Source organism: Aeromonas sp. YN13HZO-058 (assembly GCF_001921245.1).
Taxonomy (GTDB): domain Bacteria; phylum Pseudomonadota; class Gammaproteobacteria; order Enterobacterales; family Aeromonadaceae; genus Aeromonas; species Aeromonas allosaccharophila.
The window spans coordinates 15,760-28,824 of record NZ_MQSY01000023.1 but is presented as its reverse complement, the minus strand read 5'-3'; the positions used below and the strand labels follow the sequence as shown (position 1 = coordinate 28,824).

Here is a 13,065-nt window from a genome sequence, read left to right as displayed (position 1 = left end):
GAGAGAACAGGTCGAGCACCACCGCCAGGTACAGCCACCCTTCTTGAGTACGGATGTAGGTAATGTCAGTCACCCAGGAGATGTTGGGGGCTGGCACCTTAAACTGACGTGCCAGCGTGTTTGGGGCCGCCTGCATGCTATTGCCTCCATAATGCCCCTTGCGGCGTTGATAGCCCGTTTGCGAACGCAGCCCTTCCCGCTNTCACCCAGGAGATGTTGGGGGCTGGCACCTTAAACTGACGTGCCAGCGTGTTTGGGGCCGCCTGCATGCTATTGCCTCCATAATGCCCCTTGCGGCGTTGATAGCCCGTTTGCGAACGCAGCCCTTCCCGCTTCATTAATTTGGCCACACGGTGCTTGCCGCAGGCTTCCCCTGCGTCACGAAGGTCGCGATGGATCTTGCGATAACCGTAGACAGCACCACTTTCCAGCCAGGCTTGCTTGACCAATCCGAGCAGTCGTTCGTCCTCCTGCTGGCGTGGCGATACGGGCTGTTTCAGCCACGCGTAGAAGCCACGTCAATGAACCCCCAGGGTCTGGCACAGGGTAACGACACTGTACCGGTCGAGTCGGGAGGTTATGAACGCGTACCTTTCCTTGACTCGCTGGCAAAGTACGCGGCGACCTCCTTTAGGATATTGCGCTCCTCGGTGACCTGGCGCAGTTCGGCTTTCAGGCGGCGGATCTCGGCTTGCAAGGCAGACTCTTCGAGCTGTTGGTCAGCAGGCTTACCGTACTGCCTGAGCCAGGTATACAGACTGTGGCTGGATACCCCAAGGGCTCGTGCAACGTCAGCCACCGACCGTCCGCGCTCGGTGATTTGTTTAACGGCTTCGATTTTGAATGTTTCTGGGTAACGCTGACGGGTCATAACACCTCCAATAGTTGCCTCATTTTAAGGCTGTGAGGTGTCTAGGGAACTGGGGGCGATTCAGCCAGAACAAGGCAACATTGTGGTGAGTTTTCAGTCTGGCTCATCAGGCACTCGCCTACCTCTCCCCAACGCCCCCGTAAAAATATTAGAAATACCCATGAGTCTCTGGAAAGGTAGATTAAAAAACACCCAACCATGTTCTTCCTCTTTCCTGCTCATCAGGTATAATCCGCCATCTTTTTTTGCATCAGTGACCAGCGACCCCCTATGACTGTCAACCGTTTTGACCCCAGCTCAGACTGCCTGACGCCTGCAACCACGCAGGCTCAGCCATTGGACAACCAACCTGTCCAACAAGCGACTTCCAACATTATTAGGTCTCACCACCCAAGGATTGGTTTTGTGAGCTTGGGTTGCCCCAAAAATCTGGTCGATTCAGAACGCATCCTGACCCAGCTGCGTACCGAAGGGTACGATGTGGTGCCCAGCTATGACGATGCCGAGCTGGTCGTCGTCAACACCTGCGGCTTTATCGACAGCGCGGTGCAAGAGTCGCTGGAAGCGATCGGCGAAGCACTGGCCGAGAACGGCAAGGTGATCGTCACCGGTTGCCTCGGCGCCAAAGAGAACCAGATCCGCGAGATCCACCCCAAGGTACTCGAGATCACCGGCCCCCACGCCTATGAAGAGGTGCTGGGTCACGTCCACAAATATGTGGCCAAGCCTGAGCACAACCCCTTCACCAGCCTGGTGCCGGCCCACGGCGTCAAGCTGACCCCGCGCCACTACGCCTATCTGAAGATTTCCGAAGGGTGCAACCACCGCTGCACCTTCTGCATCATCCCCTCCATGCGCGGGGATCTGGTGAGCCGCCCCATCGGTGAAGTGCTGGCTGAAGCCAAGCGCCTGAAAGAAGCGGGCGTGAAGGAGATCCTGGTGATCTCCCAGGACACCTCCGCCTACGGCGTCGATGTGAAACACCGCACCGGTTTCTACGACGGCATGCCGGTCAAGACCAGCATGGTCGCCCTGTGTGAAGAGCTGGCCAAGCTCGATATCTGGGTGCGCCTGCACTACGTCTACCCCTATCCGCACGTGGATGACGTCATCCCGCTGATGCGCGATGGCAAGGTACTGCCCTACCTCGATATTCCGTTGCAGCACGCCAGCCCGCGCATCCTCAAACTGATGAAGCGCCCGGGTACTGTCGAGCGCACCCTGGAGCGCATCCAGAAGTGGCGCGAGATCTGCCCGCAGATCACCCTGCGCTCCACCTTTATCGTCGGCTTCCCGGGCGAGACCGAGGAAGAGTTCCAGATGCTGCTCGACTTTATCGACAAGGCGGAGCTGGATCGGGTCGGCTGCTTCAAATACAGCCCGGTCGAAGGGGCGCTGGCCAACGAGCTGCCGGATCCGGTACCGGAAGAGGTACAGGAAGAGCGCTTCCAGCGCTTTATGGAGCTGCAACAGCAGGTCTCCATCCGCAAACTGGCCCGTAAAGTGGGTCAGGAGATGACCGTTATCATCGACGAAGTGGATGAAGAGGGCGCCACTGGCCGCTCTTTTGCTGATGCACCGGAGATCGATGGTCTGGTCTACCTCAACGGCGAAACCAGCCTCAAGCCGGGGGACATGGTCAAGGTGCGGATCGACGAATCCGACGAATATGACCTGTGGGCCAGCCTGATCAGCTAATTGAGGCTCTACCAGCCAAATGAAAAAAGCGCCTGCGGGCGCTTTTTTCATTGTCTGAATATCGCAGGTAAAACCGCTGGCCTAGCTCAAATCATGCAACGCCTTGCCAAGGGGCGGTGTGAGGCGCAAGTCAGAGAAGCGCACCGCCAGCCCTTGCCGCTCCGGGGTGCAGCACATCACCCCGATGAAGCAGCGCTCGCTTGGCGGGAACGGGGCGAGGCGCAGCAGCGGCCACACCTTGCCATCGGTGGAGTATTGCAGACGCAGGCAATCGGCCAGCCGGGTCAGGCGCAGCCAGAAACGGCGCGGATTGCCGCTGAAAATGCCGGTGGCCCAGTCCGAGCACGGATTGGTCAGCACGCTGCCGATCATCGGCTGGGCATCGTTATATTCGATCCCCGCTTTGAGCCAGTGCGATTCGTCTTGCAGCAACATCAATCCCGCCTGATCGTAGAGCGTGGAGAACTCCCCCTCGACGCAGACCTGAAAGGTAAACTCCCCCGCGACCTCACAGCCATAGAGATGCCCGCTGTGGCGCTCGAAGCCATACCAGGTGCTGCGCCAAAAATCGGTCTGCTTGTCCGTGACTACCTGCAAACCGTAGTCTGTCTGGTGCCACTCGGCCGGTTCATTGAGCCAACGCCATTGCGTCCCTTCCATCATCCTGCTTTGCTCCCTTATCGCGCGTCATCCCGCAAAAATGGGGCTCGCCAACGCCTCGTCCGGTAACGGAAGGTCATGGCTGCGCCTCTGCGGAACCCATAAAAGGGGTCAATAGTGTCGCTATTGCCGTCCCGATACAAGGCTTGTGCGTTGCGCCATCAGTGCGCCCCAAAAAAGCGCGGGGAGCCTGATGGCCCCCCGCAAACACACCGGATGAGAAAATGCCTTACTTGGCGGCGCTATCCTTCACGCACTTCTGGACAAAGCTGTTCTTGGCCGCGCCAGCCAGCTTCTTGTCGGCCGCCGCCTTCTCGCACTTGGCCGCCGGATCCACTGCCGCGCCCGTCTTCACGCACTTCTGGATAAAGCTGTTCTTGGCCGCACCGGCCAGCTTCTTGTCGGCTGCGGCTTTCTCGCACTCGCCGGTCGCGGCGCCAGCGGCATCTTTCACGCACTTGCCGACAAAGCTGGTCTTGGCGGCGCCGTTAAGCTTTTTGGCCGCAGCCTGCGCCTCGCACTGCAACTGGGCGGCGTCGTTGGCAAAGACCGGGTTGGCCAGCAGCACGCTGCCGCAGAGCAGGCCGAACAGGATGGTACGCTTCATGGGTGATCTCCTCTCTATCTGGTGATGTGTTTGCATGGTCATATTTGCATGACGATGTGTTGCAAATGGCTGTGATTGCAACAGCTGATTGTTGCCGTAGATCTCCCGCCTCGCCAGCTTGGGAGACGGAACAGAGGGCAACCATCGCCCGCACTATAGCGCCGATTGGCAGAGCGGGATTGCCCCGGCCAACCCTTCCTCAACGGCAAGCCAGCCCCCAACTTTCCCACCACATCCGCCAACCCCAATAAAATCAAGGGCCATGGGAATCCAGTGCCTAACCTCTATGATTTTTTGAGCTGGTGCATAAAACGTGAATTTTCCGATAGTTACGTCATCTTCTGACTGGCACATCCACATTGACGAGGCTTATGATAGCCATCCGGTGCCTATTGCTTTAATGATCGACAGCCCTAGTAACATCATCAAACATATTGGAATTTGTAATTTACCGGGGTTAAGAAAGTTTTACTTTTTATTATCAATACGACTAAACGGGGGTTTCATTTTGTCTTTAGATAGAATTCAAAGAACCAGTCTATGGAGTCGAACTCTAGGACTTAAGGATGATGCCCACCATACAGTCATTGATGAACTGAGGGTCTCATTTTTAGATTTCAGAACTAAATGCAGCATTTTAACATCGAGAATTCAAGGTACACTCCCTAATTTAACACAACATGATATCACTCATCTTGATGCGTTATGGGAAGTAGCTGAAACTATATGTGGCGAAGACTATCCTATTAATCCTCTTGAAGCATATATATTTGGTGGAGCGGTACTGCTACACGATTCTGCATTGTGTTTTGAAGCATATCACAATGGAATATTAGGTGTTAGAGAGACTGTCGATTGGAAGGATGCTTATTCCAGCCTCTCAGATGAGATGTCTGCTGTTGACGCTGAAAAAGCTGCCGATTTTTTAGCACTGAGAGCTCTTCATGCTCATCAGGCTGAAAAATTAGTAAATATGTCGTGGACGGACCCTAGCACACAACAAGAAATATATTTAATAGAAAATTATACATTAAGAAAAGCGTATGGCGAGTTAATTGGACAAATTGCTGCCAGCCATCATTGGTCAATTGAAGATGTTCAGAGTAAACTTTCAGACCAAAAAGGCGCTATCCCCGGGTGCCCGAAACAATGGCGTATAGACCCTATTAAGATTGCATGTCTTCTAAGGTGTGCAGATGCAGCACATATAGATAATGAACGAGCACCAGACTTTCTTCATGCGTTGATAAAAAGACGTGGTATTTCATTTTCCCATTGGCAAGCTCAAAACAAATTAATGCCTGTCGATCTAGATGTATCAGATAATACGCTCTCAACATTAATATTTAATTCAACAAGTGACTTTAATGAGAGTGAATCAGAGTCATGGTGGATCTCATATGACACTATATGCATGATCGACAAAGAAATTCGCTCTTCAAATGCCCTTTTAGAATCTAGGCAAAATATGACACCACCTTTTAGAGCAAAGAGGGTAAAAGGTGTTGAATCACCAGAAACAATGAGTCGCTTTGTGAAAGCGACAGGATGGGATCCTTGTTGTGCCGAGATTCACGTTGGAAATATAGAGCATCTTGTTAATTCACTTGGTGGTGAAAAATTATATGGTAATGGTTGTGAAAAGTTTGAAATTGTCTTGAGAGAATTAATTCAAAATGCTGCAGATTCTATTCGTGCAAGAAAAAATTTCGAAAACGGCTACGTTGGGAACATATATATTCATTTAAATAATGAAGAAGATGGTCTATATCTTTATGTCGAAGATGATGGTGTGGGAATGTCAAAAAGAGTTCTGACAGGCCCATTGCTTGACTTTGGCACAAGCTTTTGGGCGTCATCTTTAGTGCAGACTGAATTCCCTGGTCTACGTTCATCTAAATTCAAGTCATCTGGCCAGTTTGGAATTGGATTTTACTCTGTATTTATGGCTGCGGATCAAGTCACTGTTTCTAGCAGACCATGGAGGGGTGGATACGATAGCATTTGGCAATTGAAATTTAAAAATGGATTATCTTTACGTCCATTATTGGCAAAAAATGCTCCAAGTAACTTTAGGCACATGGTGTCAACTCAAGTTAAATTAAAGTTAAAGGAGGGTATTTTAACCGACCTAAATAAAATAGAAGTAAGACGCAATATAATGGGAGGGTGCTCTCTCAATGTAAATATAAATGATTATGTCAGTTGCTTATGTGCTGCTCTTGATACATCTGTTTATGTTAAGATAGATGATTCAGAGTATATTGAAGTACATAGCGACATACGAACAGCTAAAAATTATACTCAATGGTTGAAGCGCATCTCTTTTTCTGATTATCAATCTGAAGAGGTCAACTTAAAAATATCACGTAATGCGGTTAGGTTAAGACCTATCAGAGAAGGTGACATCTATTATGGCTTGGCAGCCATATCTATTGAAGCATCTAACACTCAGGATTTTATGTCTATAGCAACCATCTCAAATCTAGCAGGAAATATTGATGGAAGAGATAGTGATGACTACATAGGCTACATTGACTATAAACCTCGTTCTGCACAACGTGATAGAGGTGATTTTTCTGCACCAAAACACGTTATTTCATCGTGGGTAAAAGAACAAATTGACATTTTAATGAAAACTGGTTTAACTCCATTGGATAAATGCCATTTGGCCCATTCTTTAGTCTGTTTCAATGAAGACCCGATTGATATAGCTAATGTCATAGTCACCTTGGATGGGAACCCTATGATTCTATCAATAGAGGAATTAGCTTCAAAAGCTATAAATTATGACGTGGTTATATTGAAACATAAATTCATGGAGCATGTAGATAATCACGCCAATATAAACCCTTCTCATCAAAATAATAAAATCATTTACAAACCATTTGAAAACTCAGGTTTCCTTTCTCTTAACACAAATAATGGAAAGCCAGTTAATAACTATGGAATTTTGGACTGCCTATATAGAAAAATATGTGCCATAGGCTATACGCCAGATATAAAAACAGAAGGTGATGTTGGCGAGTCAATATTTGGAGGAACATGTGACGCTGTTATTGTACGTGCATTAAAAATGCATTGACATTGCATGCACTTAAATAAATAAGTCATAACTTTTATGGCAACGTAAAACTCTTTTGCATACCCATCAGAACCCTAATTATGAGAGTTCTGACGGGTATCAAATTTCTCAAAGGATTTAAACCTACCTTTCTGAGCATCCCAACTAAGCAGACTTGCCTCTCCCCCTCACACCAATATTCACGCACAGTCCCCATCCCAATAACAAACTCGGGAGCGAAGGTGGTCAACATCAAGGTAGTTGGGTAGCGGGCCTGTACTTGAAAGCCCGCGGCTCATGCTTACTCCGCCTTGCCCAATATAAAAATCCCCCGTCACCGGGGGATTTTTTATTTCTATCGGTTATCTCAGCTCAGCGGCTTAACCCACCAAAAACGCCCTTAACCGGGCAAACTCCGCAGGCAAATTAACGGAGAGCAGCGGCAGCTCGGCGTGCTTGGCCAGCGGGCCTGGCAGCGGTACATCCAGATTGAGGATCTCGTCCACCGACTCCTTGAACTTGGCGGGATGGGCGGTGCAGAGGAAGACCCCTACCTCGTCCTCGGCCAGCTGCTCGCCCAACAGATCCCAGGCAATCGCCCCGTGAGGTTCACAGAGGTAATCCAGCTGGTGCAGCCGTTTAAGGGCGTCACGAGTTTGGGCATCGTCACGCATGCCTGACCCTAAGGTCTCCAGCGCCCAGCCCTTGCGACGGCACAGCTCTTCTACCCGTGGCCAGTTATTGGGGCGGCTCACATCCATTGCGTTCGACAGGGTTGCCACTGTCTGATGCGGCTCCCACTGACCGGTTTTCAGGTAGCGCGGCACGGTATCGTTGGCGTTGGTGGCGGCAATAAAGCGCTTCACCGGCAGCCCCAACGCCTTGGCAATCAAGCCTGCGGTGAGGTTGCCAAAGTTGCCGGACGGCACGCTGATCACCGCCTTGGCGCGGGAGGCTTTGGGCAGCTGGGCCAGCGCTTCGAAGTAGTAGCAAACCTGCGCCAGCAGACGGCTGATATTGATGGAGTTGGCGGAGTTGAGGCCAATGGCCTTTTTCAGCGCCTCGTCGTCAAAGGCCTGTTTCACCAGCGCCTGACAGGCATCGAAGTCGCCGTCGATGGCGATGGTGCGGATATTGCCGCCGAGGGTGCAGAACAGCTTCTCCTGCAGTGGGCTGATCTTGCCCTTGGGATAGAGGATGACCACCTCGATCCCCTCCAGCCCGAAGAAGGCGTGGGCCACGGCGGCGCCGGTGTCGCCGGAGGTGGCGGTGAGGATGGTGATCTTGTCGTTGGTTCTAAAGGCCGCGAGACACTGGGCCATAAAGCGGCCGCCAAAATCCTTGAACGCCAGGGTCGGGCCGTGGAACAGCTCAAGGGCATAGGTGCCATCTTTCAATTTCACCAGCGGCGCCGGGAAGGTGAAGGCGGCGTTGATCAGCTCGCTGACCTTGGCGGCGGGCACTTCGTCCCCCAGCAGGTGGCTGATGATGCGGGCGGAGCGTTCGGCCAGCGGCAGATCGAGCAGGGCATCCACATCGGCGAGCTGTTCGAGTTGTTCGGGGAAGAAGAGCCCCTGTTCGCGACCCAAGCCCTGACGCACCGCCTGCGCGAAGCTCACCTGTTCGCTGTTGTCCTTGATGTTGTAGAGATTCATAGCTCGCTTCCTGTTACCCGTGCCCCGGCCATGTCCAGTTTGCAGACCCGGGCAAATCCATCTTCGTTCTGCACAAAATGTGCTTCCATCCAATCCTTCATCCGCTCGGCCTGCGCCAGCTCTTTCATCACCACAAACACGGTGGGACCGGAGCCGGAAATGCCGGTGGCCAGCGCCCCGTTCTGAGCCGCCTGGGCCCGCACCTCGGCAAAGCCTTCGATCAGCGCCGCGCGATAGGGTTCGGCAATCACGTCTTTCAGCACGCTGGCGGCCAGCCCCTCCTGTCCGGTGTAGCTGGCGTGGACAAAGGCGGCCAGCCGACGGCCGTAAGTGAGGCAATCCTGACGGCGATATTGGGCCGGCAGGATGGCGCGGGCGGCAGCGGTAGAGACCACTGTGCCCGGGTAGCAGACCACCCAGTACCACTGCTCGAACACCGGAATGCCCTGGCTGATAACGCCGTGCTCTTCCAGCACCAGCTGCATGCCACCGAGATAACAGGGGGCCACGTTGTCGTAGTGAACGGAGCCGGAGATGCGCCCCTCCATCTCCCCCATCAGCAGCAGCATGTCGTGCTCATTAAGCGGCTCGCCGTGGAAGGCGTTAAGCCCTTCAAGGGCCGCCACCACGCTACAGGCGCTGGAACCCAGACCCGAGCCAACCGGCAGGTTCTTCTCCAGCACCATTTCGAGCTGCTTGAGTTTAAGGCCGCGCTTCTCCAGCGCCTCGCCATAGGCGACCCAACAGTCGAACAGGATATTCTTTTTCGGATCATCCGGCAGCTTGTGGGCGTAGCGGCCCACAGATGAAAGCGCAAAAGGCACGTCAGCCGCTTTCACCTGCACCCGATCGCCGAGCAGAGAGCCATCCACGGGGGCGAGCGCCGCCCCCAGTACATCGAATCCCACGCTCAGGTTGGCGCTGGAGGCGGGGGCGTAGGCGACCACGCTACTGCTCTGGTACATCTCTGAACTCATGCTTATAGCTCCTGCTTCCAGTTCTGGGTGCGCAGCACATCGGCAAAGACGCCCGCCGCGGTCACTTCGGTACCGGCGCCGTAACCGCGCAGCACCAGCGGGATCGGCTGATAGTAGGTGGAGAAGAAGGCGAGCGCGTTCTCCCCGTCCTTGACCTTGAACAGCGGCTCATCGCCACCGACCGCCTTGATGGCCACCTTGCACTTGCCACCCTCGATGGAACCCACATAGCGCAGCACCTTGCCCTGAGCTTGCGCCGCGGCAAACTGGTCGCGGAACCAGCCGTCAGCCTCCGGCAGACGGGCCATAAAGGCTTCCACATCGCCACTGACGTCAAAACCGGGCGGCAGCGCCTGCTCTACTTCCACATCGGAGAGCTCCAGCGCCATGCCAGCTTCGCGAGCCAGGATCAAGAGCTTGCGCGCCACATCCATGCCGTTGAGGTCGTCGCGGGGATCCGGCTCGGTAAAGCCGTTGCTGCGGGCGATTTTGGTCGCTTCTGAGAACGCCATCCCCTCATCCAGCTTGCCGAAGATAAAGGAGAGGGAACCGGAGAGGATGCCGTCGAAGGCGCGCAGCTTGTCACCGGCTTTGATCAGATTCTGCAGGTTCTCGATAACCGGCAAACCTGCACCGACGTTGGTTTCATACAGGAACTTGCGGCGAGTCTGGCGGGCGGTGCGGCGCAGCGCCTTGTAATATTCGAGCGAACCGGTGTTGGCCTTTTTGTTCGGAGTGACCACATGGAAACCGGCGGCCAGGAAGTCGGCATACTGGACGGCAACCGCCTCGGAGGAGGTGCAGTCGACGATCACCGGGTTGATGATGTGGCTATCTTCCACCAGCTTTTTCACCCCTTCCAGCGAGAAGCTGTCGCGGGCCTCGACCAGCTGTTCACGCCAGTTGGCGAGGTTCAGACCATCCTTGTTGACCGCCATCTGGCGGCTGTTGGCGATGGCAACGACCCGCAGGCCAGTGCCCTGCTCGGCCAGCACCGGCTGCTGGCGGGCAATCTGATCCACCAGCGCGGCACCGACGCCGCCGACCCCGACCACGAACAGGTCGATAAAGTGCTGGCTGCCGAAGAAATTCTGGTGACACGCCTTGATCGCTTCCGCCACCTTGCGATCCCGCACCACCGCCGAGATGGAGCGCTCACTCGACCCTTGGGCGATGGCGACGATATTGATGGAGGCTTGCGCCAGCGAAGTGAAGAAGCGGGCCGCCATCCCTTTACTGGTGCGCATGCCGTCACCGATGAGGGAGATGATCGCCAGATCGCTGATGATATCCAGCGGCTCCAGCAACTGGTTTTTGAATTCCAGCTCGAACTCGCGCTCCAGTACCTTGCGGGTCTTCTCCAGGTCGTAGCTGTGGATACAGAAGCTGACGCTGTACTCGGAGGATGACTGGGTGATCAGCACGATGCTGACCCCGGCGCGGGAGACGGCGGAGAAGATGCGACCGGCCATGCCGACCATCCCCTTCATGCCGGGGCCGGAGACGTTGAACATGCACATGCCGGAGAGATCCGAGATGGCCTTCACTTTCAGGTCATCGTCGCCGCTCTCGGGGCCGATCAGGGTGCCCGGCCCCTGCGGGTTGAAGCTGTTTTTGATAAGGCAGGGAATGTGGAACTGGGCCACCGGCGCGATGGTTTTCGGGTGCAGCACCTTGGCGCCGAAGTAGGAGAGCTCCATCGCCTCCTTGTAGGAGAGGGTTTTCAGCAAGTAAGCATCCGGCACCAGACGCGGGTCACAGCTGTAGCAGCCCTCGACGTCAGTCCAGATCTCGCAGCACTCGGCATCGACACAGGCAGCCAGCACGGCGGCGGAGTAGTCGGAGCCGTTGCGACCCAACAGCACGGTTTCGCCCTTGTCGCTACCGCCGGTAAAGCCCGGCATCAGGTAGAGGCATCGCTGCTTTTCTGCCACAACAGGACGTAAGCCCTTGGCGGCAAAACGCACCCGAGAGGCTTCGATATCGACGTGGGCTTCGAGGTAGCCGCCATCGGTCACCAGCAGCTCTTCCGGCACGATGAGACCCAGCTCGAGGCCACGCACCCGCAACAGCTCGTGCATAAAGGCGATGGAGAGATTCTCGCCACGGCTCAGGATGCGGGCCTGAATGTTGTCGGGGCAGAGCCCCAGCAGACGGATGCCCTGCATCAGCCGCTCGACCTGATCCAGCTCGGCAGTGAGGCGAGCCTGCAGCGCCTTGTCATCCAGCGCTGGATAGGCAGCCTTCAACCCGGCCAGCAGGCGGGAGAAGATACCGTTGACTTCAAACAGGGTGGAACTGGCATCCATGCCACGGCTGGTCTGTTCCACCAGCGCCACCAGATGATTGGTCACCTTGGCAGGTGCAGACAGCACCAGGGCTACCTGAGATTGGCCGTGGGTATTGACCGCGATATCGGCCACCCGTAAAAAACGCTCTGCATCGGCCAGTGAAGACCCGCCAAATTTCAACACTCTCATCGCTTTCTCTCCCTGTAAATCTATGAAATTCAATCTAAAAACCAATCCAACAAAAAGGCCCGTACTGGGTGGGTACGGGCCTTTTTTGATTTCTGTGCTTGTTCGTCAGCGCATCAACCGGCCCCAGTGCCACCTGTGGTGGTACCGGTAATAATGGTGGTGGTGATGACGTGGGTGAATAACTGCATGACGAACACTCGTTGACGAAGCTGGCTTTTAGCAATACCGCGGCGGGCGATGGGCTGTCAACTTAAACCTCTTTGCCAAGTTTGCGGGCGAGGTCCTTGCAGAGCAGGTGAAGCATGTTCAAATCCCGCTGCGGCAGCATGGGCACCCGGTCCATCACCCACTGATGCAGTTTTTCATCCTGCGAAACTCCGAGTTCACCCAGCAATTCTGCTGTTTTGCTTTTCAGCACCCGAACCTGCCCGGCGTTATCAAAATTTTCTGCTACCGCTGCGGCACCGTCGGCATTGAGCTCATCCACCAGCTGACTCATCTCGTAGGCGTAGAGCATGATCGCCTGCCCCAGATTGAGCGACGGGTAGCTCACCTTGAGCGGCAGATAGCTGATGAGATCAACCTCGGCCAACTGCTCGTTGGAGAGCCCCGACTCCTCGCAGCCAAAGACGATGGCGACCTTGCCAAGGGAGGGCTTGCTGCGGATCTGCTCGCGGATCTCCCCCGGCGTGAGGTAGTGCTGGTAGCGGCCGCGCTCACGGGCGGTGGTGGCGATCACCAGATCCATGTCCGCCAGCGCCTCGGGCAGGGTGTCGAACGCTTCGGCCTGAGTCAGGATCTCCTGCGCGCCGTGAGCTACCCAGCTCGCCTCCTCCTCTTCGTGTACCCGGCTCGCCACCAGTCGCATGGCATCGAATCCCATGGTTTTCATGGCGCGGGCAGCCGCCCCCACATTCGCAGGACGGGCAGGTGCCACCAGGACAAAATAGAGCTTCATCGGGTTTCCTCACAGGCCGGACGGCCTCTCAAACAGACAGCAAACAGTCGCTAAACCATCAGCAAAACAGGGGCGCAATCTACCGTTTATCCCCG

General features: G+C 54.9%; 8 protein-coding genes and 2 pseudogenes. 2 read left to right on the top strand and 8 right to left on the bottom strand.

Going from position 1 to position 13,065, the window contains the following annotated elements; all coding sequences use genetic code 11:
* Both BSP75_RS21475 and BSP75_RS21245 read right to left on the bottom strand, forming a co-directional pair.
* A pseudogene (locus BSP75_RS21475) lies at positions 1–196 on the bottom strand (IS3 family transposase); the annotation flags it as partial.
* Between the two features lie 7 nt (positions 197–203).
* Positions 204–871, bottom strand: a pseudogene (locus BSP75_RS21245) (IS3 family transposase); the annotation flags it as partial.
* Positions 872–1,141: 270 nt separating this feature from the next.
* Between BSP75_RS21245 and rimO the strand changes: the two are divergent.
* Positions 1,142–2,569: a 30S ribosomal protein S12 methylthiotransferase RimO gene (gene rimO, locus BSP75_RS05125; protein ID WP_232100249.1), complete on the top strand. Its 1,428-nt coding sequence runs from the start codon at positions 1,142–1,144 to the stop codon at positions 2,567–2,569.
* Between the two features lie 81 nt (positions 2,570–2,650).
* Here rimO and BSP75_RS05120 read toward each other — a convergent pair whose 3' ends face one another.
* Both BSP75_RS05120 and BSP75_RS05115 read right to left on the bottom strand, forming a co-directional pair.
* Positions 2,651–3,232 (bottom strand): DUF1349 domain-containing protein, encoded by a 582-nt coding sequence (locus BSP75_RS05120; protein WP_075112445.1) that lies wholly within the window; start codon positions 3,230–3,232, stop codon positions 2,651–2,653.
* A 226-nt stretch (positions 3,233–3,458) separates the two neighbouring features.
* On the bottom strand, positions 3,459–3,836 hold the full coding sequence (locus tag BSP75_RS05115; RefSeq protein WP_005338113.1) for a hypothetical protein: 378 nt from the start codon (positions 3,834–3,836) through the stop codon (positions 3,459–3,461).
* Positions 3,837–4,149: 313 nt separating this feature from the next.
* On the opposite strand from BSP75_RS05115, the gene BSP75_RS05105 reads away from it, so the two are divergent.
* Complete coding sequence (locus BSP75_RS05105) at positions 4,150–6,921, top strand: ATP-binding protein (protein WP_216219142.1); 2,772 nt, start codon at positions 4,150–4,152, stop codon at positions 6,919–6,921.
* Between the two features lie 359 nt (positions 6,922–7,280).
* On the opposite strand, the gene thrC is transcribed toward BSP75_RS05105, so the two are convergent.
* The 4 genes from thrC to BSP75_RS05085 form a co-directional block, all read right to left on the bottom strand.
* Positions 7,281–8,555, bottom strand: a complete 1,275-nt coding sequence (thrC, locus tag BSP75_RS05100; RefSeq protein WP_075112443.1) for a threonine synthase — start codon at positions 8,553–8,555, stop codon at positions 7,281–7,283.
* Positions 8,552–9,532, bottom strand: a complete 981-nt coding sequence (gene thrB, locus BSP75_RS05095) for a homoserine kinase (RefSeq protein ID WP_075112442.1) — start codon at positions 9,530–9,532, stop codon at positions 8,552–8,554. Before thrB ends, thrC begins: the two co-directional genes overlap by 4 nt.
* A gap of 2 nt (positions 9,533–9,534) precedes the next feature.
* Positions 9,535–12,012, bottom strand: a complete 2,478-nt coding sequence (gene thrA, locus BSP75_RS05090) for a bifunctional aspartate kinase/homoserine dehydrogenase I (protein ID WP_075112441.1) — start codon at positions 12,010–12,012, stop codon at positions 9,535–9,537.
* A 250-nt stretch (positions 12,013–12,262) separates the two neighbouring features.
* On the bottom strand, positions 12,263–12,970 hold the full coding sequence (locus tag BSP75_RS05085) for a tRNA/rRNA methyltransferase (protein WP_075112440.1): 708 nt from the start codon (positions 12,968–12,970) through the stop codon (positions 12,263–12,265).
* Positions 12,971–13,065: the final 95 nt, after the last annotated feature.

Coding starts and splice junctions, on each gene's coding strand:
- BSP75_RS05115 (WP_005338113.1), bottom strand. CDS start 3,836: ATGAAGCGTACCATCCTGTTCGGCCTGCTCTGCGGCAGCGTGCTGCTG.
- thrB (WP_075112442.1), bottom strand. CDS start 9,532: ATGAGTTCAGAGATGTACCAGAGCAGTAGCGTGGTCGCCTACGCCCCC.
- thrC (WP_075112443.1), bottom strand. CDS start 8,555: ATGAATCTCTACAACATCAAGGACAACAGCGAACAGGTGAGCTTCGCG.
- BSP75_RS05120 (WP_075112445.1), bottom strand. CDS start 3,232: ATGATGGAAGGGACGCAATGGCGTTGGCTCAATGAACCGGCCGAGTGG.
- thrA (WP_075112441.1), bottom strand. CDS start 12,012: ATGAGAGTGTTGAAATTTGGCGGGTCTTCACTGGCCGATGCAGAGCGT.
- BSP75_RS05085 (WP_075112440.1), bottom strand. CDS start 12,970: ATGAAGCTCTATTTTGTCCTGGTGGCACCTGCCCGTCCTGCGAATGTG.
- rimO (WP_232100249.1), top strand. CDS start 1,142: ATGACTGTCAACCGTTTTGACCCCAGCTCAGACTGCCTGACGCCTGCA.